This window comes from Ruminococcus sp. SR1/5, assembly GCF_000209835.1.
GTDB lineage: Bacteria > Bacillota > Clostridia > Lachnospirales > Lachnospiraceae > Blautia_A > Blautia_A fusiformis.
Genome location: NC_021014.1, coordinates 665,205 through 689,653, shown reverse-complemented (window position 1 = coordinate 689,653; position 24,449 = coordinate 665,205). Strand labels below are relative to the sequence as shown.

Genomic DNA, 24,449 nt, shown 5'->3' with positions numbered 1-24,449 from the left:
TTTGTATGGTGTGAATTATTGACTACTTGTTATTGAAATAATAATTTATTTTTGGTTTACCAAATCGAATTCGTCGGTGATTTCTTTGGATGGGGCCTTGGTGAGAAGACTGACGATGATGTTTGCTGCGATGGCTACCAGGAAGGCGGGGAGGAGTTCGTAGATTCCCCAGGCACCGCCGAGTTTGCTGATTCCATATTTCCAGATAAATACCATGGATCCGCCGCAGATCATTCCTGCCAGAGCTCCCTGCCAGTTGGAGCGTCTCCAGAATAATGCCAGGAGTACTACAGGGCCGAATACGGCTCCGAAACCTGCCCAGGCGAAGGATACGATGGTGAATACGGAACTGTTCGGGTCACGGGCGATGAACATGGCTACTACTGCGATCAGAAGGAGTGTGACCTTATCCGCTACCATGCTTTCTTTTTGGTTTCTTTGTCTTTCAGAATACTTCCGAGAAGGTCGGAAGAAACTGCTGAAGATGCTGCCAGAAGCTGGGAATCTGCAGTTGACATGGTGGATGCCAGGATTCCTGCGAGGATGAGTCCTGCAAGGATTGCCGCAAGTACACCGTGCTGGCTGAGAAGATTTGCTATCTGAACGATGATGGTCTCAGATGCAGAACCTTCCAGAAGATCAAATTCTCCTGCTGCTGTCATTCCAAGTCCTACCACACCGATCAGTACTGCTACTGCCAGTGAGATCACTACCCATGTAGTTGCTACTCTTCTGGAAAGTGTAAGCTTCTCTTCGTCTTCGATCGCCATGAAACGAAGAAGAATATGCGGCATTCCGAAATATCCAAGTCCCCATGCAAGCATGGAAATGATATTAAGCAGTGGATATGCCTGTTCTGTTCCGGTTGTTGGATCATATGTAGTAAACATAGTCAGATATCCGGGCAGTGATCTTGCATGGTCTGCAACTGCTTCAATACCACCTGCTGTGCTGATCCCGAATACAAATACGATCACAAGAGCGATGGACATGATGATACTCTGGATAAAGTCCGTGGTAGATGCTGCCAGGAATCCTCCCAGTGTGGTGTATCCAACGATGACCAGTGCACTGATGATCATAGCCGGCAGATATTTTACACCGAAGAGACTTGCAAAAAGTTTACCACAGGCTGCAAATCCGGAAGCTGTATACGGAATAAAAAAGATCACGATAAAAATCGCTCCGATAGACTGCAGGATCTTTTTCTCATCTCTGTAACGATTACTGAAAAAGGATGGCAATGTAATGGAATTTCCTGCCACATGTGTGTAGCGGCGGATTCTTTTTGCCACGATCCTCCAGTTTACGTAAGTTCCGATCGCAAGGCCAATGGCTGTCCAGCCTGCATCTGCAATACCGGTAAGATAAGCAAGTCCCGGCAGGCCCATCAGAAGCCAGCTGCTCATGTCAGAAGCCTCTGCACTCATAGCTGTGACAAGTGGACCAAGCTTTCGTCCTCCAAGATAGAAATCAGAACTGTCATTATTGTTCTTGGAGCAAAGATAACCTACAAAGATCATTGCACCCAGATAGACGATAATGGCTGCCATTATACAAATATGTGCTGTTGTCATTGTTTCTCTCCCTTCCATGTTTCTGTTTTAAAATCACAAAACATGAGGGATTTTGTGTATGCATCCCCATGTTTCTGCTTTTAAACCAGTTTTACACATATTTATAGATTTTATTATATTAACTTTAGAAAGTAAAGAGGATTTTTCGTTTTTTACATAAAAAAGTATTTTATATGAAGAAAAAGGGCTGAACCATATAAGGCGGCCCAGCTCTTTTTCAAAATCTCTGTTTATTTTTCTTCCATACGCTTCTGCACATCTTCCACTGTATATGCAAGCTTCTCAACATCCTCGGAATAAGTCAGCCCTCCTTCTCAGCCAGAGCTTTCAGAACACCGATCGTTTTCTGAAGATGCATGTAGTTTCCTGCGGAGGAACCACCTGTCAGCGCGATGTATTCTCTATAATAATTCATGAACATGTTCATTTCCGGGCTGTCCTGATTATATACTACAACACCTATTATATATTGGATATCTCCGTCTTCGACAGCAGCAGAAAGTTTTTAAAAATCATACTGTTTTGTGCCTTTTCTTATTTTTTTCCGTTACATAATGGCAGGCTACTTCATGTCCGGACTCTACTTCTGTGAGCACAGGACGGATCGTCCTGCATTTCTCCATGCAGTGTTCGCAACGATTCTGGAATGGACAGCCATGAGGAACATCCAGAGGGCTGGGGGCCTCACTTTCGATGCTCTCGATCTTTTTGTTCTGATCCATATGAATGGAAAACTGTGCCCCCAGAAGAGCCTGTGTATATGGATGAAGAGACTTTTCCGTAACATCCTCTCCCGGAATTACCTCCACGATATTCCCGAGGTACATGACAGCAATCTGATGAGCAAAGGAACGGATCAGAGCCAGGTCATGGCAGATAAAAAGCATGCTGATGTTTTTCTCCTTCTGGAGACGCACCAGAAGACGGATCACAGATTCCTGTACGGAAACATCGAGTGCAGAGGTAGCCTCGTCACATACCAGGATCTCCGGTTCCAGGGAAAGTGCCCGGGCAATACTGATACGCTGACGCTGTCCGCCACTCATGTTATGGGGATAACGGTCTGCAAAATCTCCGGGAAGCTCTACCATTTCCAGAAGCTCTCTGGCTTTCGCTTCCTTTTCGTTTCTTTTCAGCTTTCCGTAATTGATCAGGGGTTCTGTGAGAATATCCACGATCTTCATTTTCGGGTCAAAGGACGCCAGCGGATCCTGGAAGACCATCTGCATGTTCTGACGGTTCAGCCAGGTTTCTTTTTTGGAAAGATCAGAGAGGTTTTTTCCATGGTAAAGGATCTCTCCGCTGGTCGGTTTGTCAAGAGAAATGACCATGCGGACAAAGGTCGATTTACCGCAGCCACTTTCTCCTACGATTCCCAGAGTTTTTCCTTTATAAACGTTCAGGTTCACATCGTTGCAGGCTGTTAAAGTTCTGCCGCCGGAAGCCGGGAACTGTTTTACGATATGTTTTGCACTGAGTATGATATCGGATTCCTTAAACATAACGCTGTCCCTCCATTTCCGGCACTGCAGCCAGCAGTTTCTTTGTATAGTCACTGGTCGGATGCTCCATGACCTCATCTCGTGTTCCCTGATCCACAACTTTTCCGTTCTGCATAACAACAAGCTGATCAGCCATATAGGCTGCTACGCCAATGTTATGGGTAACAATGATGATACCGGTTCCGAAATCATCACGAAGCTCCATCATCTGGCGTACGATCTGTGCCTGTGTGGTAACATCCAGCGCACTGGTCGGCTCATCTGCAAGAAGCAGCTCCGGGTTAAAAGTCATGGCCATGGCAATACCAACTCGCTGGCGCATACCACCGGAAAGCTGGTGAGGATAACTTTTCATGATATTTTCCGCGTCAGGAAGACGCATTTTCTGAAGCATGGAGCATCCCTTCTTCCATGCTTCTGCTTTGGATACATCCGTATGTGTACAGATATATTCCACATACTGACTTCCAATCTTACGGATAGGGTTCAGGGTTCCGCCGCAGTCCTGGAAGATCATGGAAATGCGGGTACCCCTTAAATTTCTCCATTCATCCTTTGTATTGGAAAGCAGAGAATGTCCGTGAAACCGAATATCTCCGGTGCTGACCCGGCCACCTCCGGCAAGTGCGCCGAGGACAGCACGGATCACGGTTGTTTTTCCACTTCCACTCTCGCCTACCACACTGATGATCTCCCCCTTCTTCATGGAAAGGTTGAAATGTTCAATGGTAGGTGCCTGTTTTCCGTACTGAACGGAAAGATCCTTGATCTCAAGCATAAATAAGCGCTCCTTTACTCGGCAAGAGTGATATCCTTTGTCAGCCAGTAATAATCCATTGGATACATCTTAACACCTGTTACCTTTTTGTTGGAGAAGAGGTAGGTTGTCTCATAACCAAAGAATACAGTTGCAGCATCATCCATGATATCCTGCTGAATATCGATGATGAGATCTTTTCTCTTGTCCACATCAAATGTCTGCGCAAGCTCGTCAAGAAGCTTGTCAACCTCCGGGTTATTGTATCCTGCAGTATTGTTTGCAGAGGAGCTGTACCAGTTCTCTCTTAAGTAGTTCTCAGGGTCTCCAGTGTTTGCTACCAGCACGTTCCAGATCAGAAGGTCATACTGACCGGAATCTCTCATGTCAAGAAGTGTCTCATAACTTACTGTGTTCAGGTTTACGTTGATACCGATCTCCTTCAGACTGGCCTGTGCTGCCTGTGCGTATACACCAAGCTCGGCACGGCTTGTGTAGATAACAAAATCAAGAACAAGAGGATCTCCGTCAGGAGTTTCTACAAATCCGTCACCGTCAACATCTTTGTATCCGGCCTCATCAAGGATCTTCTTTGCGCTGTCCGGATCATAGGAATTCTCATCCTTCAAATCATCGAATCCAAAGTCAAGTGTTGGAGGAACCGGTGCTTTACCAGCTGTTGCACCACCCTCAAGAAGAGTGTTGCAGTATGTTTCCTTGTCAAGACCACGAAGAAGTGCCTGGCGAAGAGCCTTATCGCTGAGTGCATGATCCTCGTTCTGGTTCATGAATGCATAGGTGGAACGAAGAGACTGAAGCTCCTGGATGTCGTAATTGTCATTTCCCTCAAACTCAACCAGGTTCTCTGTTTTCAGGTTGTAAGCGATATCGATCTCACCTGTCTGAAGAGCCATGGAACGTGTTGTCTGGTCATCCACACATTTCAGTGTAACTTTATCAAGGGGAACTTCTCCATCCCAGTAGTTCTCATTTTTTACTACGACACAGGAATCTGTCGGACTGAAGGACTCTACTGCGTAAGGTCCTGTACAGATCGGTCCTTCCATGGCAAATGTAGAATCATCTACATTTGTATCTACGATCAGAAACAGCGGGTCTGCAAGGCATCCGGCCATGTTTGCATTTGCTCTGTTCAGGTGGAAGATCAGGTTCTGTCCGTCAACCTCGATGCTGTCAAGATCAAAGAATTCCGGAACACGGTCACTTTTTTCAGCGGTACGCTCGATGGAAGCTTTTACCATATCCGGTGTCATATCGTCACCGTTTGAGAATTTTACACCCTCACGGATCTTGAAGGTCCATGTCTTTCCGTCTTCGCTGTTCTCCCACTCTTCCGCAAGACATGGAACGATCTCACCATTCTCATCGAATTTTGTGAGGCACTCGCCGATCGCATAACGGGATACAACCCAGCTGAAATACTGCTCTGTCGGCTCCAGTGTATCTGCAAAGCTTGTTACTCCGATGGTGATCTCCTTATCACTTTTTTTGTCACCTTTTGCCTGAGCCACTGTTGTCATTGAAAGGGTCATCATACATGCAAGTGTAGCAGCCAGCACTTTTTTAACTACATTATTTCTCATTTCATCCTCCTAAAGATAATATACTGATCATATGGTGTTGGTTTGTTACAGAGTTGTTTTATTGATCCTGGCGCGGATCCAGTACATCACGGATGCTGTCTCCAAGCATGTTGAAAACAACAACACAGATCACGATAGCGATACCAGGGTAGATCATAAGCCATGGCGCCTTTGCCATGTAGGTTCTTCCTTCATTCAGCATCAGTCCCCACTCCGGTGTCGGCGCAGTTGCACCAAATCCCAGGAATGAAAGGGAAGCCAGCTCCAGCATCATGGTTCCGATATCTGCTGCCGCAGTTACCACCATCTGGGTTACCATGTTGGGAAGAATGTGTACAAGAAGAATTTTCCAGGTCTTTGTTCCGTTTACTATAGCTGCCTCTATGTAAAGACTCTTCTTGACTTTCAAAACCATACTTCGTGCAAGACGGGCATATTTTGTCCAGCTTACAGCCGCAATGGAGATAACGGCATTGACCAGGTTTGGTCCAAGCATACCGGCAATGGCAATGGCCAGTACAAGCCCAGGGAAGGAGATCATCATATCTGCGATACGCATGATCACTGCATCCACAACGCCGCCGAAATATCCGGCAATAACTCCTAAAAATGTACCGATGCCAAAGATCACTGCAACCAGACATAAGGTCATGATCAGAGAGGTTCTTGTTCCGAAGATAACACGGGAAAGAAGATCTCGTCCAAGCTTATCCGTTCCGAACGGATGAGCGGAGCTTGGCTCCTGCAGTGATTCGGTCATAACTGCATCCAGTGGATCATATGGTGAGAGCTGCGGCGCAAAGATCGCAATTCCGATCACCACGAGACCCAGAATGAAGAAAAGAGTGAACTGTTTATTTTCTTTGAATGTTCGTAATACCTTTTTCAATTATCTATCCTCCTTAAGTCTTGGATCGAGATAAGTATAGGACAGATCCACAAGCAGGTTGATGCACATGTACAGGATTGCGATCCAGAGTACATAGCCCTGTACAAGAGGATAGTCACGACAGGAAATTGCTTTTACTGCCATATTTCCCATTCCAGGCCAGTTGTAAATGATCTCTACAACTGCAGTACCTCCCAGAAGACTTCCAAGGGAAAGTCCCAGCAATGTTACCAGAGGAAGCATTACGTTAGGAAGGACGTGTTTCCAGAGAATGACGCTTTCCTTGATTCCACGCATTCTTGCACCTGTGACATAATCCTGGTGAAGTTCCTCCAGTACTGCACTTCTTACCTGTCTGGTATATTTTGCAGACATGGCAAGTGCAAGAGTCAGCGCCGGGAGGATCATGGATTTAAAATCCGTACTGCCTCCTGCAACATTGATCCAGCGAAGCTGAACACCAAAGATGCTGAGAAGGATCAGGCCCAGCCAGAAGCTTGGAACAGATACTCCCACAAAGGTAATTCCTCTCACAAAATAATCCGGGAATTTGTTCTGATATACAGCGGCCAGGATTCCAAGCGGTATGGAAATAATGACCATCATCAGAAGTGCCAGCAACGACATCCTCAGCGTCGGCCAGAAACAGGATACCAGTTTATCTGTTACCGGCATTTTGAAAGAATAGGACTGTCCCATATCTCCTGTAACAACACCCTTCAACCAGGAACCATACTGCACGAGAAAGGGCTGATCAAGGCCAAGCTCATGTCTTGTCTGTTCCAGAAGCTCTGGTGTAGGAAGATTACCACACTCTGTCAGCATGATCTCCGCAGGATCACCAGGTGACAGGTAGGTCAGTCCAAATGTGAAAAAGCTGATTCCAAATAAAACAATGATGATCTGGAGAAATCTTTTTCCTACTTGTTTCTTTGTCACGTTTTACTCCTTTCCTCATTTGATGCGATTTTAACATTGCCGTTTTAATTTAGTTAGATAAAAAAACTATTGGATTCTTAATATGCAGAATATGCATGGAATTTTAGAAAATTTGCACGAAAAAAGCCCGTGACGAAATACGGGCACACAAAATAAATATGCTTCCTATCTTCCGTAAGAATCATTTTAAAACAATTGCAAGCAGGTCTCCTGACTTAGGATCCTTACCCTCAGACACCTTCCCGGTCTATTTCTCACGTACTCGACCAGTGGTACTTTGTCTGAGGATTCCCCCTTACAGTGACGGGATCGTACCGGATTTACACCGGTTTCCCTATTAATCCTCTCAGAACTTACAACGGCTGATGTGAAAATCAGCAAATGCTGTCAAATTACTAAAACATTATATGATAAAACTATAGTTTATGTCTATGGAAAAATGTTATATTTTTAGAAAACTCATAAATTTTGTTAAAGATGCTTGAATTGTATATATCCCCCATGGGGGATTTGACAATTGGATTTATCTGATCTGCTAAAAAAACACGGAGTTTACCTCGCTATTTTTATAAATAGAATAGCAAATGGTAAAACCCGGTTTTCTTACTGTTTCAATATGATTTCAGACAGAAGCGTTCTGAAAGGGTTGTTTACTATCAGGTCAGAGTCTCCGTGATCGCTGCATATGCGATCATTGGTCCGTCTTCAATAATGTTCAGACTGGCTGTTTGATAAAGTACGACTCCGTTTTCAGTTGCAATAGATGTGTAAAGTAAATTCCCATAGTAATCTCTCAGTTCACCCAGTTCTTCCCCCTTAAAAAAGTATTCTCCAGGCTTCTTGGACGGATACCAGCATCCTGTATACGGCGCATATTCATAGACTACATTTTCAAGAAGCATCTGACGGTAATGCTTCAGACCATGACATTTCTTTCCCTGGAGATGAAAAACAAGGTGACGGACGTCTCTTTTATCCTGTTCTACTTCCTCCCAGGTCCAGTAGCTGTGTCCGCCTCTTTCGATGAGAATACTTGGAATTCCAAGAGAAGAAGCATAATTGTAGGCGCCACCTGTGGCGGTTGTGGAACGGACCACATATTTTACGCCGATATGCCGTGCCATATGTAATGATTTCTCTGCTGTCTTTTCATCTACAACCCCTACATAATAAACATAGGGATGAAGCTGTTCGAACCCATCTCCGCTATGCAGGTCGATATAATAATCTGCTATGGAAAAAAGCTTTGTCACTATAGCATAGGCAATACGATCTGCAGCTGTTCCCTCAGGATCTCCGGGGAAAACGCGGTTCAGGTTCTTGCCATCCTCATAGACCAGACTCATGGTGCGATGCTCAAAGCCACTGACATTGACCAGTGGAACGATGATCACATTTCCCTTCAGTTCTTCCGGTTGAAATTCTTTTGCAAGTTCCATTGCCGCCTGGATTCCTACATACTCCGCACTGTGTATTCCTGCTGTGATCAGTATCGTCGGTCCGTCTTTCACTCCGCATATCACAGTTGCCGGCATTGCTATGCCGTATCCTGTGATCTTAATTTTCCCCTGTGCCTTCTCTCCTTTTTCAATCACCCAGTCATCAATTTTGATCATTGGTTGTTTCCCTTTTCCTTTTTTATATTTCCGCACTTTTGACGATAAGTATATCATGCCTAACCGAAATTGTACATATTCTTTTAAGATTCCGGGAAAACAGAAAAAAGCTTTCGTAACCGTTCATTCTGATCCGACGTACAAAAGCTTTTTTCCTGAATGATATATAATTTATCTTTTTACCAATTCTTTGGTGATTTCTTCCCAGCTGACTCCTTTTTCCACCATGAGTACCATCATATGATAAAGAAAATCTGAAATTTCGTATTTAATCTCTTCTTTATCCGGATTTTTGGCTGCAATGACGATCTCTGTGCATTCTTCACCGACTTTTTTCAAAATCTTGTCGATTCCTTTATCAAAAAGATAATTGGTATAGGAACCTTCCTTTGGATGTTCTTTTCGGTCAGTGATCACATCATACACATTCTGGAACACGTGAAGAGGATTGGTATCATCGTACTCCTTTTTCATCAGCGGTTTGAAGAAACAAGTACGGTTTCCTGTATGGCAGGCTGCGCCCACCTGCTCCACTTTGGCAAGGATCGTATCATTATCACAGTCAATAGTAAGAGACTTTACATACTGTACGTGTCCGGATGTCAGACCTTTGGTCCAGAGCTCATTCCGGCTGCGGCTCCAGTATGTCATTTTTCCAAGCTTCAATGTTGTGTTAAAAGCAAGCTCATTCATATAGGCCAGCATCAGTACTTCATCCGTCCGGTAATCCTGGACAATAACCGGAACCATTCCGTCACTGTTTAATTTAAAGTCCGACCATGCAATATTACTTTTATATGTGTTTACCGGAATTCCGGCTTCTTCGCAGGTCTCCTTAAATGTATGCAGATCATTTTCAAGACTGCTTACATAAGCACCGCAAAGTCCGGACACAGCTGGTTCTCCTAAAAGCTCCAGAACGTTCTCAGATCTGTTTTCATCGGTATGAAGAACAATGGAAATCTGAGAAATCTCTGCAATTTCATTTTCGACAGTGTCCAAAGCCAGAACAGTGTCTGCATATGTTTCGATCAGATCCTGATTTTCTGTGAATTCTCTCAGATCAGAGATGCTGATCATCATACGCTCTTTTCCAAAGCGTCGGGATACTTCTTCCAGAAGCTTGATATTATTCTCTTTCGAAAAATTCAGTACAACTTTGGCACATCCCGCATAGATCAGCTTTTTTACATCTTCCATACGTTTGATATTTCCCGCTGCGATCACCGGGATCTCAGATACCTGACAGATATCACGGATTTTTCCGATCGCACGGTCATGCTCTGCATCTGCGGAAGAAAAGTCAAATACCAGAAGCTCATCTGCCCCATTGTCACCGTAAAATTTTGCAAGTGTTTCTACATTTCCGTCTCCGAAAAGATTTCTCTGTCCAAATCCGGTTACCGCCTTTTCTGAATGAAGATAAAGGCATGGGATCAACTGTTTGTTCATAAGTGGTCTCCTTCTGTATCAGAGGCTTCCCTTGGTAGAAAGCACGTCTGTGATTCGGGAATCGTACTGTGTGGCTGCATCAAGGGCTTTCGCAAAGCTTTTAAACATGGCCTCTGCCACATGATGGCTGTTTCCTCCGGAAAGAACCTTGATGTGAAGATTCATTGCTGCGGAATAGGATACTGCATAAAAGAATTCCTTTACCATCTCTGTAGCCATATCTCCTATTTTTTCCGTAGAAAACGCTGCATCCCATCCAAGATAAGGTCTTCCGGAAAGATCTACTGCGCAGAGCACAAGCACTTCATCCATAGGAAGGATACAGCTGCCGTAACGTTTGATCCCTTTTTTGTCGCCAACTGCCTCACGGATAGCGTTTCCAAGGACGATCCCTGTATCTTCAATGGTGTGATGATCATCTACATTCAGATCACCATGGACTCTCAGCGTAAGATCATACAGTCCATGGCGCGTAAAACCGTCCAGCATATGGTCAAAAAAGCCAATGCCTGTATCAATATCAGAACTTCCTGTTCCATCAATATTCAGCTGCAGACGTATCTGCGTTTCTTTTGTGTTTCTTTCGATCAGTGCTTCTCTTGCCATTATTCGTTCTCCTTGTCCTCTTCCTCAAAACGGACTGCAATGGAATTTGCGTGTGCAGTCAGCTGTTCCGATGTGGCAAACTGGATAATGTCCTTGTGGATTTTTCGGAGTGCTTCCCTGGAATAATATACAATACTGGATTTTTTGATAAAATCATCTACAGAAAGTGCGGAGAAAAATTTGGCAGTTCCATTGGTAGGAAGCACATGGTTTGGTCCTGCGAAATAATCGCCAAGGGGTTCAGAGCTGTGCTCTCCGATAAAGATCGCACCTGCATTTCGTACCTTCATCATATCTTCAAAAGGATTCTTTGTGACGATCTCCATATGTTCAGAAGCAATTTCATTGGCAGCCTCAATGGCCTCGTCCATATCTTCTGCGATCAGGATATAACCAAAGTTCTCCAGGGATTTCTCAATAATGGCTTTTCTGGAAAGTACCTCAACAAAACCTCTGACTTCTTTATCTACCTGATCTGCAAATTCCTCATTTGTTGTGATCAGGATCGCAGATGCCATCTCATCATGTTCTGCCTGAGAAAGAAGATCTGCTGCAATATAACGAGGATTTGCAGTCTCATCTGCAAGAACGAGGATCTCGCTTGGGCCGGCAATAGAATCAATGCTTACGTATCCATAAACTGCCTTTTTTGCAAGCGCAACAAAAATATTTCCGGGTCCTACGATCTTGTCAACCTTTGGAATACTCTCGGTTCCATATGCAAGTGCTCCGATGGCCTGTGCACCACCCACTTTATAGATTTCATCTGCTCCGGCTTCGTTAGCAGCAACAAGTGTGCTTGGATTTACTTTTCCGTCTTTTCCAGGAGGTGTTGTCATTACAATACGGTCAACACCGGCAACTTTTGCAGGAACGATATTCATCAGCACGGAAGACGGATATACAGCCTTTCCACCGGGAACGTAAACACCTACACAGTTCAGAGCGGTTACCTTCTGACCAAGCATGGTTCCGTCTGTTGTGCTTGTGAACCAGCTGTTCTGAAGCTGCTTTTCGTGATAGCTGCGGATATTCACCAATGCTTTTTTGATCACATCGATCAGGGAAGGATCTACCAGCTTGTATGCTTCCTCGATCTCCTCAGGGGTTACACGGATCGTATCCTTTGTCACTTCGACTTTATCAAATTCTCTGGTAAATGCAAATAACGCGGTATCTCCCTCTGCTTTTACTTTGGCAAGGATATTTGCTACTGCATCCTCGTATTTTCCGTAATTATTAGGGCTTCTTTTTAAGAGAGTTTCCAGAATATCTTTTGTAGATTCTTTGGTGAGTTTTACCTTACGCATAATAAATTCTGCCTTCTTTCTGTATTTTGGAGGTTCATCTGTTATTCAGTTTATTTGATCACACCTCGAAGTTCTGTGATCAGTTTGCGGATCCGTTCATCTTCCATTTTCATGCTGACCTGATTGACTACCATACGTGCAGACAGCGGGCAGACTTCTTCCAGCACCTTCAGGCCATTCTCGCGAAGGGTGCTTCCGGTTTCCACGATATCCACGATAACCTCGGAAAGTCCTACGATCGGTGCAAGCTCGATGGAACCGTTCAGCTTAATGATCTCCACAGTCTGATGCTTTTTGTTATAGAAATAATCCTTTGCAATATTTGGATATTTTGTAGCTACACGGATCAGCTGATTGTTATTCAGGACTTCTCTGGCGCTTTCAGGGCCGCATACGCACATGCGGCATGCTCCAAATCCAAGATCCATAACCTCATATAGCTTTCTTCCTTCTTCCAGAATGGTATCCTTACCTACGATACCGATATCTGCTGCACCATACTCTACATAAGTCGGCACATCCGGACCTTTTGCAAGGAAAAACTTCAGCTTCAGTTCCTCATTGGTAAAGATCAGCTTTCGGGAATCTTTGTCACGCATCTCCTCACATGTAATACCGATCTTCTCAAACATATCCAGTGTTTTGCTGGCCAGACGCCCTTTTGTGAGGGCAAATGTAAGATATCTCATCAGTCCTGCTCCTCCTTTGCCGGGCACAATGCCACTTTTTTACCTTTATTCCGAAGCTCCATTGCTTCCTGGATCGCTTTTTTCAGATTTCCCGGATCATAAGTGATCACAATGGTTTTATCGCCAGCCGGAACGGTCAGCTTCTGTCTGGAAAGCGCGAGCATCAGGTTATCAACCACAATGGCAAATCCAATGGAAGAAGCCGGTTTTCCGAAATGCTTCATCAATTCGTTGTAGCGTCCGCCCTTGATCAGGGGTTCACCGGTTCCATATGTATAAGCCTGGAAAATGATCCCTGTATAATAACGGAACTTACTGAGCATTCCAAAATCAAAAGCAATGTATTTCTCACAGCCGTATACTTTCAGGATTTCATAAATTTCTTCCAGTCGTTTTACTGCAGAAAGTGCTTCCGGATTGGAGGTGAGTTTTTTTGCTTTTTCCAGCACTTCTGCTGAACCGAACATCTGAGGCAGTTCAGTAAAAGCCTTGGAAAGGTTATCGCCTAAATTCTGTCCCTTAAGAAGCTCTTCCACACCAAAATAATTCTTCTGAGAAATCAGCTCACGAAGATGCTCTTCTATCTCCGGCTCCAGATCTGCCTCTGCAAGCAGGGATTTATAATAATCTACCTGGCCTACGCTAACCTGGAATTCGGTAAGTCCTGCTGCCTTCAGACACTCCACAGTCATAGCAAGGATCTCAGCATCTGCTGCTGCAGAATCATCTCCCATATGCTCAACACCCATCTGAGTATTTTCCTTCATCTGACCTCTGTAACTGGAATTGTTGATAAATGTATTTCCGGTATAACAAAGTCTTACAGGTCCCTTTTCCGGATCAAAATAAGTTGCACATGCTCTGGAAACAGACGGTGTAAAGTCAGGTCTGAGAACAAGTGTGTTTCCCTCTCTGTCAAAAAATTTATATAAATCCTTGGATGGGATCGTTCCTACTTCATTGCTGAACACTTCAAAATACTCAAATCCCGGTGTTTCTATATCTTCATATCCATATCTTGAAAACACCTGGTGGAGCTCCCTCTGGAGCCGTTTTTTGCGGCTGCATTCCTCTCCATAAATGTCCCGCACACCTTCAGGTGTATGAAAAATACGCTGCATGTTCATTTCCTCCGTAACACGTTTTGAGATTTTCTGTGTTCCACTTTAATTCGCTACCATGCTACCACAGAAAAACTTAAATTTGATTATATAGGAAACCTTTCCAAAAGTCAATCCCGTAATTGCAGATCTTTCTGGATCCCTTCCAGATAAGGAACCAGAAATCCATTTTTTCCGGAAAGATAAAATTCCTCGTCCAGCTCTTCCCGACGAAAACTTTTTCGTCCGCCGTCTTCCATCCTTTTCCAGAATTCCTTCAGCTTACGAAGGGTAAGATAATAAAAAACATTATCTGCGCTGAAATAGATCAGAAAAAAAGCAATCCCCTTCTGCTTTTCAAACTCATCCATAAATGCTACCTGATGAGGATGAATGTTCGCAAGGGGAAAAGTTTTTACACAGCATTCTTTTGCATCGAAGCAGACAGGGATTCCCTGTACTGCTCCGATATAATCTACGGTACTTTTCTGTTCAAAATATGCCAGCGTGATATGCCGGGAGGTTTTATCCATTTTAACCGGAGTGATCGGCGTCGGGATTTTCTGGATGAGGGCCAGTCCCTTTTCCCTGTACTGCTCATTGGTACGATTGATAAGTTCCTCCAGAGTAGAACCACGAAGTCCTCTGCTGTTCCATGTTGCCATAAAGTCTGCCCTTTAATTTAGAAGTTTGATGGATGGGAAATAACGGATCTCCGCCTTTCCGACGATCTGATCAAACTGTACATATGTATTCTGCCAGTATCGGGAATCCTTGGAATTGTTACGGTTGTCTCCCATCATAAAGTAACAGTTTTCCGGTACTTCGTATGGTCCGAAGCTTCCAAGAGGAGTTTCCGACACAAAGGAATCATCCAGAGGTGTCTCTGAATCATTGATATAAACTTTACCATCTTTGATCTCTACTTTATCTCCGGGAAGACCGATGATACGTTTGATGAACAGCTGGGACTCATCATCCGGATATTTGAAGATCACAATGTCAAAGCGTTCCGGATCTTTCCATTTTTTTGAGATCTCGTGACCAAATACATCCATATTCAGACCATAGGCCAGACGATAGCCAAAGATACGATCTCCAGTCATAATGGTATTTTCCATAGATTCTGACGGGATCTTTGCATTGATCAGTACTACATTGTTGATAACCAGGACTACAACTACCACGATGATGATCATCTTGAGGTAATCCCATATTTCATTCCAGATTTTCATAATAACTCTCCTCCAACTTTTCCTCTTTTAGTGTTCTGAGAAAGATTTCCGGAAGCGGTGCCGTAAAGACCTTCCCGGATAAATATGACAGGCTTCCTTTCATAGATGGAAACTCCATTCGAAAAGAATGAAGCAGCTGTCCTTTCAGTTTTTTATCGGCTTTTCCATATTTGGGATCACCAACAATCGAATGTCCCTCCGAAGCAAGGTGAGCTCGGATTTGATGTGCACGTCCTGTGATCAGTTCAACCTTAAGAAGGGTACGGGTTCCATTGGTACCCAACGGATAATACTTTGTTTCCACTGGAAGGGCATTTTCTTTCTCTTGTTTATAGATGGTTACTTTATTGCTTTTTTTATCTTTTGCCAGATAACCTTTGATATATCTTTCTTCTTTTAAAACTCCCTCCACAAGACAGAGGTAATATTTATGAAGTTCCCTGGACTTGAACATCCCTGAAAGTTCCTGCAGACCGGAAAGGCTTTTGCCTGCCGCTATCAGCCCGCTGGTATTGCGGTCAAGGCGGTTGCATACGGAAGGACGAAAGGTTCTCAGATCATTCTCTGTAAGAGAGCCATTTTTCAGAAGATAGCCAGTCAGATATTCTACCAGTGAAGGGGTTCCGTCATCAGCAGGCTGAGAAAGCATTCCTGCCGGTTTGTTGATCAACAGGATATTTTCATCCTCGTAAATGATATCCAGAGCATAATGTGCCCGTGGAGCAGAATCATTTCCGCTGAATTTTTCAAATGTTTCATCACTTAAAAACAGTTTTACATGATCTCCTGAAAACAGCTTTTCATTCCCGGTGGCTTTTTTTCCATTGAGCGTAATATTTTTTTCCTCATCATTTTGTAGAAAAAAGCTCTTTGGAGCTTCACGGAGAAGCTTGGCCAAATATTTGTCAAAACGCTGTCCGGCCTCGTTTTCGTTAATGATAAATTCTTTCATTATATAATGCTCCTACAGACAGATTGCCAGGATCGTATGTTTGATCAGTTCTTCCCTGGAAAGATCCGGGTATCGCTCATCCGGCGTGAATTTAATCCCGTTTCTTAAAGATTCTTTGTGCTCATTCATGGAATCCAGACGTTCCAGATAGGGTTTCAGGTCCCTCAGGATCTTTACATCTACTTTATATCCGTTTTTACGGATGATTTTCTGTGACTGCTCTGCAAGGTAGGCGATATCTGCTTTTGGATCACTGGTATAACCCACTACTGTATTTCCGCACACGGCAACAGCATCCAGATAACCGCTTTTCTCATAAAAAGTCATGTACATTTCATAGGACATGACCAGGTCACCGGCATGCTTGCGGATCTCTTTATAGAGCTTTTCATCCATAGGATGACGTAACAGGATCATGATCAGGCTTACCATGGATTTACATCCTGGCAGACAGCCTACTACGGTCAGAACCGTCCAGACTGTCATTCTTGTTCCGTTGACGGCCCACGCCACAAAGAAAATGAGCAGTGGAAGCGAAAATAATCCTGCAGTGATCAGGAGTCTTCGTTTTTTTTCGCTGTTAAAATAACCGAAATCACCTTTTTTTGTTTTCTTTTTCTGGTATCTTTCATGTGCCGAACTCCTTGTCTGTGTTTTTTTGGCTTTTTTATGAAGCTCTCTGGGACGGATCAGACATTTCGGTCCAAAGCCGACCAGATCCATACGTCCGGTCATCTTAAGTCCTTCCAGGACCAGTTCGCGATTTTCCGGATTTTTATACTGCATCAGTGCTCGCTGTATTGCTTTTTCATGTGGATTTTTCGGCACATATACCTTTTCGCCTGTCAGCGGATGGATTCCTGTGTAATACATACAGGTAGAAAGTGTTGATGGCGTTGGATAAAAATCCTGAACCTGCTCCGGCGTAAATCCAAGATCACGGACGTATTCCGCAAGTTTCACGGCTTCCTTCATTGTACACCCGGGATGGGACGACATGAAATACGGAACGGCATATTGCTGCTTCCCAGTCCGCGCATTTGCTTTTTCATATTCCTTCAGAAAGCCCTCATAAACCTCGTGCCTGGGTTTGCCCATAAACTTCAGGACTTCATCAGAAACATGCTCCGGTGCTACTCGCAGCTGACCGCTGATGTGATATTTCACAAGCTCATTAAGAAAAGTTTTATCCGGGTCTGCCATCAGATAATCAAACCGAATGCCGGAACGGACAAAAACTTTTTTAACTTTGGGGATATTCCTGACCTTTCTGAGAAGCTGAAGATAATCCTTGTGGTCTACCGTCAGATTCTTACACGGAGAAGGAAACAGGCACTGCCGCTCCTTGCAGACTCCTTTTGTCAGCTGCTTTTTGCAGGAAGGATAACGAAAATCAGCCGTAGGGCCTCCTACATCATGGATATAGCCTTTAAAATCCGGATCCTCCGTCATCTTTTCAGCTTCTTTCAGAATGGAATCGTGACTTCTTGTCTGAAGGATGCGGCCCTGATGAAAGGTCAGCGCACAGAAATTACAGCTTCCAAAGCATCCTCTGTTGCTGGTCAGACTGAATTTGATCTCTTTCAGTGCCGGAATCCCGCCTTCTTTCTGATACATGGGATGATATCGTCCTGTATAAGGCAGATCGTAAACATCGTCCATTTCCATCTGCGTCAGAGGCTGAGATGGTGGATTCTGTATCACATATCCACGGTTCCCATAAGATTCTGCCAGAGGCTTTGCTGTAAATGGATCCGTGTTTCGGTACTGAATGGCAAAGCTGTCCGCGTAAGCTTTTTTATCGGTCTGTACCTGTTCAAATGACGGAAGGACCACCGGATCGTAAACCCTGCTGATATCGTGGCTTTTAAAAACCGTCCCTGCCACATATGTGATCTCCTGGACCGGAATCCCGCTTTGCAGGGCTTCTGCGATCTCCAGGATGGAATGTTCCCCCATTCCATAAGAGATCAGATCCGCACCGGAATCGATCAGAATACTGTGTTTGACCTTATTTTCCCAATAATCGTAATGTGCCATTCTTCGAAGGCTGGCTTCGATCCCACCAAGAATGATAGGCGTATGTTTATAGGTCTGCCGGATCAGATTGCTGTATACAACAGAAGCCCTGTCCGGTCTTAATCCCATTTTTCCTCCCGGAGAATAGGCATCTGTGCTTCGGTGCTTTTTGGAAACCGTATAATGATTCACCATGGAATCCATGTTTCCTGCTGTAACGAGAAAACCCAGGCGCGGTTCCCCGAACACCTGGATGCTCTCCTTCTTTCGCCAGTCAGGCTGAGGGATCATGCCTACACGATATCCTCTGCTTTCCAGAAGACGTCCAATGATCGCAGATCCAAAAGACGGATGATCCACATAGGCATCTCCTGTCACGTAGACAAAATCCAACTCATCCCAGCCTCTTGACTTCATATCTTCTCTTGTAACTGGTAAAAAATCCTGCATTTATAATTCCTCGTATGTATGTGTATTAGTACTGTCTGCCCTGTGTTCATATGCTGTGATGGACTGCCTGGGCACGATAACCCTCTGCAATGATATCCAGCTGCCTGTGGAAGCGTTCCAGCTGACGCAAATCCTTGGTTTTGAATACCCGCAGGAACTCATCCTGTATTTTGCTGACTTCCCGTTCACTGGAAACACGGTAGAGATTTTCAATATTATTCAGAATATCCTTTACAAGATTGGACTGCATCTGAGATGAATTCTGGGCATCCATGATCTCATTGCGCACAGAAGACATTTCATGATCCAGCGAAATGATCGCATCGGATGCTTTACTAAGACGTTCTGCTACATGAGGAGGCATATCACCTTTGTATTTATACTGAAGGGAATGTTCGATCGTTGCCCAGAAATTCATTGCCATGGTACGGATCTGTATTTCTACCTGAAGCCGTTTCGGCCCATGAATAGTCTCCACTGTATAATAAAGGATCATGTGATAACTCCGGTAACCGCTCTGCTTGATATGCGTCAGATAGTTCTTTTCACTTTTGACTTCCATATCTGTTCTTTTTCGGATGATCGCAGCAACGGTATCGATATCTTCTTCAAACTGACATATGATCCGTACTCCTGCCAGATCTTCCATTTCTGTTTCCAGCTGTTCGATCGGGATATCTTTACGCTGCATTTTCTCCAGGATACTGGAAACGCTTTTTACTCTTCCACTGACTTGTTCAATGGGAGAATAACGATCATTTTCGTGATACTCTTCTATCATATGTTTAAACTTGACTGTCAGTTCTTTGACAGCCAGCTCGTAAGGGCACAAAATACTTCGCCATAACTGTATTTCCATGTTGCTCGCTCCTTATCATCTGCCGTCAGTCTCTTTTTGGTTTTGGTGACAGCGGCATACATTTTTTATTATAACATATGTTTTGAAAAAAAGGGATTGTTTATCAATTTTTTATTAAAAAAATATAGAATTATTTTCCTTTTTGTGTGATGCATCCACAAATCTATATATATGTATAATTCTGTATTTTATGAATATTTTTTATCAGGGCATAAAAATACCCTGGAGAAACCTTACGTCTCTCCAGGGTAAAAGTTCGAACATACTCCGAACAGGATCAGTCTTTCAGATTTTTGAGAACCTGTACAAGATAGTTCCATACTCTTTCTGTGGAAGCAATGCTGAGAACCTCCTCGGATGTATGGATATCCTTCATATCCGGTCCAAGGGATACACAGTCCAGTCCTTCCATTTTTTTATAGAAAAGCCCGCATTCAAGGCCTGCGTGGATCGCTACGACTTCAGGCTTATGTCCGTACATTTCCTCAAAAACTGCAACCATTTTATCTCGTAATGGAGATTCCTTTCTGTACTCCCATGCCGGGTATGCACCCTGTACTTCATAGTCACCACCAAGAAATTCTGTGAGATATTCAATCTTATCAGATAATGCACTGCATGCAGCGTCTACAGAGCTTCTTACACTCGAACTTGCAAAAAGCTCGTCCCTATCCAGACGGAGGATACCGATATTGCTGGAGGTTTCCACCAGGCCTTTGATGGTTCCGCTCATTTTCTGGATTCCGAATGGTACATTCTGCAGATAAAAAACGATCTTTTCCTGACTTGTAGGATGAAGAACCTCTGCTGTTGCAGTACCCTTTTCTGTTATTTCAAAAGTAATGTTTTCGTCAGAACCAGTATATTCTTCACGGAGCTGCTCCTGGAGCTCTTTTGCGTAAGCTTTTACCTCAGCAACGGAATCCGTAAGAAATTCTGCGGTGCACTCTCTTGTAATGGCATTGTCTTTCTGTCCGCCTGTAAGAGAAATAAGGGCATATTCCGCTTTTTTCTTAAGTCCGTAAAGAAACCGTCCCATAAGTTTATTGGCATTCGCTCTGTTCTTGTCAATCTCGGCACCGGAATGTCCGCCCATAAGTCCACAGACTTTGACCTGTACCTTTTCTCCTTCTCCTTCTACGCGCTGGACAGGGATATGGCTGATACCGGAAAGACCGCCGGCACAGCTGATCCAGAGACTTCCCTCCGCTTCAGAATCCAGATTGATAAATCTTCTTCCCTTCAGCACGCTGCAGTCCAGACCGACTGCACCAAGAAGACCAATCTCCTCATCAACCGTGAGCAGTACTTCAAGAGGAGGGTGTGGAATATCTGTACTGTCAAGAAGGGCAAGGCCATAAGCAACTGCAATACCATCATCACCGCCAAGCGTTGTTCCGTTGGCTGTGATATAACCATCTTTTACAGAGATGTTCAAACCATCTTTTGTAAAATCATGATCTACATCCGGTCGTTTTTCACATACCATGTCCATGTGGCCCTGGATGATCACTGTGGGAGAATTCTCATATCCTGATGTGCCTGGCTTGTAGATCACTACATTATTCAGCTCATCCTGTACATATCTGAATCCATGATCCTTCGCGAATTCCACAAGGAAATCACTGATCTGTTTTGTATTTCTGGAACCATGAGGAATCTTGCAGATTTCTTCAAAATAATGAAAAACTCTCTTTGGTTCACAATTTTCTAATACTGGCATAAATTCTGCCTCCTTCTGCTTCATAAATTCATTTGTCTTTTATAATAATCATATACTGTAAAAAAAGCAAGGACCTGTTTTTATGAAACGAAAAATAATCATATTTTTCTATATCTGCCTGTTGTTTTTTCTGCTTTTTCACCCAAAAGAAGCTCTTACCGGAGTAAAAAATGGACTTGGATTGTGGTTGAATATCATGATTCCCACTCTGCTGCCATTTCTGATCCTGACAGGAGCATTATTAAAAACTGGAAATATCCGGAAGCTTCTGAAACCATCTGCTTTCTTCTGGAAAACGTTTTTCGGGCTTTCACCTGCTGGAGCCTATGTTTTGATCCTGGGTCTGTTATGTGGATATCCTATGGGAGCCAAACTGGCACATGATCTGTACATAGACCAACAGATTTCCCGCAGAGAAGGGGAATATCTTCTTACGTTTAGCTGCAATGCAAGTCCCGCATTTATCATTTCCTATCTTTCCGGGATACTCTTGAAAAATAAGATATCAGCAGTACAGATGATCCTCACTTTTCTGGCGGCAGATCTCTTTTGTATGCTGTTTTTTCGTTTCGTTATATATCGCGGGCATACCGTGGACTCTGTCTGCGTAAACAAGATAAAAAAGAGACATACCAACAGGACTCCATAGGAGTCATCCTGGATGTCTCGATCATGGACGGATTTGAAACCATCACACGTCTCGGGGGCTATATTCTCCTCTTCTCACTGATACTCGCCAGTATCAGCTTTTACTGGCCATTTCATGCACAAAGTTGTATGCTGTTCACAGCACCACTGGAACTAACTACCGGGCTGAAACAGATTGCCGGCGCACCACTGCCATGGAAAAGCAGATACCTTGCTTCTATGCTCCTGACTTCTTTTGGTGGCTTTTGCGTCATGGCTCAGACAAAAAGCGTATTGGAAAACAGTTTGTCACTGATCCCCTACGCTATTTCAAAATGTCTGAACGCCAGTGCGATATTCCTGATCCTAGTTTTCTCCGATATCGTCTAACAGATCTTCGTCTTCTTTTGTTATAGAAGAACTGTCATCATCCTGGAAGGTATTGGAGATTGCCGCTGCCTGAGCAGTCTGTGGTGCAAGCTCCTGACGATTATGATTAACAACCTCAAGGCAGCTCTGCAGAGCATCAATAAATGCTTTGTATTTACCACCGGCATCTTCAAGTGTCTGATTCAGGACAGAACCGATATTAGCCATCATATCATCTGTGTATGTGATCGCACTGAGACGAATGCTGTTTGCATCCTGTGTTGCAGAATCAAGAATCTCCTGAGCCTGCTTGTTTGCAGCATTTATGGTCTCATTTGCCTGTGCATATGCTTTCTGCATGATCTCATGCTGTGTAACAAGTTCCTGAGCTTTGGCCTGAGCATCTGCGATCAGACTGTCAGCTTTAGCCTGAGCATCCTCAAGGATCGCATCCTTATTGCTGATGATCTTCTGATAACGTTTGATCTCATCCGGAGTTTTCAGACGAAGTTCACGTAAATACTCCTCAATCTCTTCTTTGTTCACTACGATCTTGGTAGTGGAAAGAGGCTGGAATTTACAGCTGTCCACATACTCTTCAATCTCCTGAATAATCTGTTCAATTCTGCTGCTCATAATACACTCTCCTTATTTCTCTGTTTCTCTTTTTTTCAATTTCTCTTCGACTGCATCCGTAATCTCACGTGGAGCGAATTTGCTCAAATCTCCTCCGAAATTAGCAACTTCTTTCATGATCGTGGAGCTTAAGTATGCATATTCCAGACTGGTTGTAAGAAAAACGGTGTCCACATCCGGTGCCAGAACGCGATTAGTCTGGGCCATCTGCAGTTCATATTCAAAATCCGTGACAGCACGAAGCCCTCGAACGATCACCTGGGCATGGTTTTCCCTGGCAAAGTTCACTGACAGGCCCTCGAATGCTTTCACCTCCACATTCGGGATATCTTTTGTCGCCTTTGTTAGTATCTTAACACGTTCTTCTACAGAAAACAACGGACTTTTTGCAGAATTATGCAAAACTCCCACTATAACCCGGTCAAATGAAATGCTTGCCCGCTTAATGATGTCAAGATGGCCATAGGTTGCCGGGTCAAAGCTTCCCGGGTATACTGCTGTTATCATATGTCTGTCTCTCTTTCATTTTTTTAGGAAAACATGCTTGTTGGTTTTATATTCCTTGGAACGTACCAGATGATATCCAAGGTCCTCTACATAAGAAAAATCCGTATGTAGATCTTCCTCCACAACGATCAGCGTGTTTTCATCTGCAAGAGTGCTGTCAGCCAGATACTCAAGGACTGGTTGTTCCAGATGCTGTTCGTATGGTGCATCCATAAAAATACAGTCAAATGGTTCTCCGCCTTCCAGTGAACGCAGTGCCTGAAGCACATCCATGTTCAGCAGTTTACCACCATCCGTGAGTTTTGTAAATGAAAGATTTTCGCGGATACAAGTGCATGCTTTGGGATTTTTTTCCACAAATACGGCATACTCGGCTCCACGGCTCAGAGCTTCAATACCGATCGCTCCGCTTCCGGAAAACAGATCCAGAAACCGACAACCCGGTATTTCAGGCTGGAGAATGTTAAAAAGAGTTTCCTTAATACGGTCTGTTGTTGGTCGTGTCTCATTTCCGGGAATGGTTTTTAAGTTTAATCTACGTGCTTTTCCTGCTATGACTCTCATTTCAGATTTAATCTCCAATCCAGATCACCGCGGGCCAGTCCAAGGATCAGAAGTTCCGCAGTGGCAATATTTGTAGCAACCGGAATGTTGTACTGGTCGCAGCGTTTGACAATGCTCATGATATCCGGCTCTACCGGGTCCATCATGACAGGGTTATAAAACAGGATCACCATATCCAGATCCTGACGCTCTACCATCTCCATAAACTGCTTGTCTCCGCCTATACTTCCGGCAAGAAACTTGTGAACGTGAAGACTGGTTGCTTCCTCAATTCTTCTTCCTGTTGTTCCGGTTGCATATACTTCATGTTTGGCAAGGATATTCTTGTATGCAATACAGAAGTCTTCAATCAGAACTTTCTTACTGTTATGCGCAATAATTCCTAAATTCATAATTCACCTCTCCATTCTGCCCTTGGGTTACATCCCTTTTTCCCCTTTATATAGGTAAAATCATATAACTCTGTA

The 24,449-nt window shown here is 43.9% G+C and carries 23 protein-coding genes, 2 pseudogenes and 1 riboswitch; of the genes and pseudogenes, 2 read left to right on the top strand and 23 right to left on the bottom strand.

Features of this window, described 5'->3' with window-relative positions; all coding sequences use genetic code 11:
- Positions 1-45: 45 nt before the first annotated feature.
- The 19 genes and pseudogenes from putP to CK1_RS03380 all read right to left on the bottom strand — a co-directional run bounded on the left by putP (position 46) and on the right by CK1_RS03380 (position 21,279).
- Positions 46-1,577, bottom strand: a pseudogene (gene putP, locus CK1_RS03465) (sodium/proline symporter PutP).
- 512 nt (positions 1,578-2,089) lie between these two features.
- Entirely contained in the window at positions 2,090-3,079 is a 990-nt protein-coding gene (locus tag CK1_RS03460) for an ABC transporter ATP-binding protein (RefSeq protein ID WP_015524928.1), read from the bottom strand.
- Positions 3,072-3,857, bottom strand: coding sequence for an ABC transporter ATP-binding protein (locus CK1_RS03455; RefSeq protein ID WP_015524927.1), 786 nt, complete (start codon positions 3,855-3,857; stop codon positions 3,072-3,074). The genes CK1_RS03460 and CK1_RS03455 overlap by 8 nt, the downstream gene beginning before the upstream one ends.
- 14 nt (positions 3,858-3,871) lie before the next feature.
- Positions 3,872-5,440: an ABC transporter substrate-binding protein gene (locus CK1_RS03450; protein ID WP_015524926.1), complete on the bottom strand. Its 1,569-nt coding sequence runs from the start codon at positions 5,438-5,440 to the stop codon at positions 3,872-3,874.
- Positions 5,441-5,498: 58 nt separating this feature from the next.
- Positions 5,499-6,329 (bottom strand): nickel transporter permease, encoded by an 831-nt coding sequence (gene nikC, locus CK1_RS03445; RefSeq protein WP_306288717.1) that lies wholly within the window; start codon positions 6,327-6,329, stop codon positions 5,499-5,501.
- Positions 6,330-7,268 carry a nickel ABC transporter permease gene (gene nikB / locus CK1_RS03440; protein WP_021651480.1) on the bottom strand — a complete coding sequence of 313 codons (939 nt, stop codon included), beginning with the start codon at positions 7,266-7,268 and terminating at the stop codon, positions 6,330-6,332.
- Positions 7,269-7,451: 183 nt separating this feature from the next.
- A riboswitch (cobalamin riboswitch) is annotated at positions 7,452-7,640 on the bottom strand.
- A gap of 284 nt (positions 7,641-7,924) precedes the next feature.
- Positions 7,925-8,884, bottom strand: coding sequence for a M14 family metallopeptidase (locus tag CK1_RS03435; protein WP_015524925.1), 960 nt, complete (start codon positions 8,882-8,884; stop codon positions 7,925-7,927).
- A 171-nt stretch (positions 8,885-9,055) separates the two neighbouring features.
- Positions 9,056-9,634, bottom strand: a complete 579-nt coding sequence (gene hisIE / locus CK1_RS18755) for a bifunctional phosphoribosyl-AMP cyclohydrolase/phosphoribosyl-ATP diphosphatase HisIE (RefSeq protein ID WP_044961526.1) — start codon at positions 9,632-9,634, stop codon at positions 9,056-9,058.
- A gap of 327 nt (positions 9,635-9,961) precedes the next feature.
- Positions 9,962-10,336: pseudogene (locus CK1_RS18750) on the bottom strand (HisA/HisF-related TIM barrel protein); the annotation flags it as partial.
- 18 nt (positions 10,337-10,354) lie between these two features.
- Positions 10,355-10,942: an imidazoleglycerol-phosphate dehydratase HisB gene (gene hisB, locus CK1_RS03425; protein ID WP_015524923.1), complete on the bottom strand. Its 588-nt coding sequence runs from the start codon at positions 10,940-10,942 to the stop codon at positions 10,355-10,357.
- The gene (hisD, locus tag CK1_RS03420; RefSeq protein WP_015524922.1) at positions 10,942-12,252 is read right to left on the bottom strand and encodes a histidinol dehydrogenase; all 1,311 of its coding nucleotides are present in this window, start codon (positions 12,250-12,252) and stop codon (positions 10,942-10,944) included. The genes hisB and hisD overlap by 1 nt, the downstream gene beginning before the upstream one ends.
- Positions 12,253-12,302: 50 nt before the next feature.
- Positions 12,303-12,941 carry an ATP phosphoribosyltransferase gene (hisG, locus tag CK1_RS03415; protein ID WP_015524921.1) on the bottom strand — a complete coding sequence of 213 codons (639 nt, stop codon included), beginning with the start codon at positions 12,939-12,941 and terminating at the stop codon, positions 12,303-12,305.
- On the bottom strand, positions 12,941-14,062 hold the full coding sequence (gene hisZ, locus CK1_RS03410) for an ATP phosphoribosyltransferase regulatory subunit (RefSeq protein ID WP_015524920.1): 1,122 nt from the start codon (positions 14,060-14,062) through the stop codon (positions 12,941-12,943). Before hisZ ends, hisG begins: the two co-directional genes overlap by 1 nt.
- 110 nt (positions 14,063-14,172) lie before the next feature.
- Complete coding sequence (locus CK1_RS03405) at positions 14,173-14,706, bottom strand: Holliday junction resolvase RecU (RefSeq protein ID WP_015524919.1); 534 nt, start codon at positions 14,704-14,706, stop codon at positions 14,173-14,175.
- A gap of 12 nt (positions 14,707-14,718) precedes the next feature.
- Positions 14,719-15,276 carry a signal peptidase I gene (gene lepB, locus CK1_RS03400; protein WP_015524918.1) on the bottom strand — a complete coding sequence of 186 codons (558 nt, stop codon included), beginning with the start codon at positions 15,274-15,276 and terminating at the stop codon, positions 14,719-14,721.
- On the bottom strand, positions 15,260-16,228 hold the full coding sequence (locus tag CK1_RS03395; protein WP_015524917.1) for an RluA family pseudouridine synthase: 969 nt from the start codon (positions 16,226-16,228) through the stop codon (positions 15,260-15,262). Before CK1_RS03395 ends, lepB begins: the two co-directional genes overlap by 17 nt.
- A gap of 12 nt (positions 16,229-16,240) precedes the next feature.
- A complete protein-coding gene (locus CK1_RS03390; protein ID WP_015524916.1) occupies positions 16,241-18,697 on the bottom strand; it encodes a YgiQ family radical SAM protein in 2,457 nt (818 codons plus the stop codon).
- A gap of 46 nt (positions 18,698-18,743) precedes the next feature.
- The gene (locus CK1_RS03385; protein ID WP_015524915.1) at positions 18,744-19,556 is read right to left on the bottom strand and encodes a GTP pyrophosphokinase; all 813 of its coding nucleotides are present in this window, start codon (positions 19,554-19,556) and stop codon (positions 18,744-18,746) included.
- Positions 19,557-19,833: 277 nt separating this feature from the next.
- The gene (locus tag CK1_RS03380; protein WP_015524914.1) at positions 19,834-21,279 is read right to left on the bottom strand and encodes an aminoacyl-histidine dipeptidase; all 1,446 of its coding nucleotides are present in this window, start codon (positions 21,277-21,279) and stop codon (positions 19,834-19,836) included.
- Between the two features lie 82 nt (positions 21,280-21,361).
- On the opposite strand from CK1_RS03380, the gene CK1_RS03375 reads away from it, so the two are divergent.
- Both CK1_RS03375 and CK1_RS03370 read left to right on the top strand, forming a co-directional pair.
- Positions 21,362-21,928 (top strand): hypothetical protein, encoded by a 567-nt coding sequence (locus CK1_RS03375; RefSeq protein ID WP_015524913.1) that lies wholly within the window; start codon positions 21,362-21,364, stop codon positions 21,926-21,928.
- A gap of 23 nt (positions 21,929-21,951) precedes the next feature.
- Entirely contained in the window at positions 21,952-22,296 is a 345-nt protein-coding gene (locus tag CK1_RS03370; RefSeq protein ID WP_015524912.1) for a hypothetical protein, read from the top strand.
- On the opposite strand, the gene CK1_RS03365 is transcribed toward CK1_RS03370, so the two are convergent.
- From CK1_RS03365 to CK1_RS03350, 4 genes are read right to left on the bottom strand one after another with little or no spacing between them, the layout of a single operon-like run.
- Positions 22,273-22,911 carry a F0F1 ATP synthase subunit B family protein gene (locus tag CK1_RS03365; RefSeq protein ID WP_015524911.1) on the bottom strand — a complete coding sequence of 213 codons (639 nt, stop codon included), beginning with the start codon at positions 22,909-22,911 and terminating at the stop codon, positions 22,273-22,275. The two genes, CK1_RS03370 and CK1_RS03365, sit on opposite strands and share 24 nt — an antisense overlap.
- A 12-nt stretch (positions 22,912-22,923) precedes the next feature.
- On the bottom strand, positions 22,924-23,418 hold the full coding sequence (coaD, locus tag CK1_RS03360) for a pantetheine-phosphate adenylyltransferase (protein WP_015524910.1): 495 nt from the start codon (positions 23,416-23,418) through the stop codon (positions 22,924-22,926).
- A 15-nt stretch (positions 23,419-23,433) separates the two neighbouring features.
- Positions 23,434-23,982, bottom strand: coding sequence for a 16S rRNA (guanine(966)-N(2))-methyltransferase RsmD (rsmD, locus tag CK1_RS03355; protein WP_015524909.1), 549 nt, complete (start codon positions 23,980-23,982; stop codon positions 23,434-23,436).
- Positions 23,979-24,374 carry a methylglyoxal synthase gene (locus CK1_RS03350; protein WP_015524908.1) on the bottom strand — a complete coding sequence of 132 codons (396 nt, stop codon included), beginning with the start codon at positions 24,372-24,374 and terminating at the stop codon, positions 23,979-23,981. Before CK1_RS03350 ends, rsmD begins: the two co-directional genes overlap by 4 nt.
- Between the last annotated feature and the right edge of the window lie 75 nt (positions 24,375-24,449).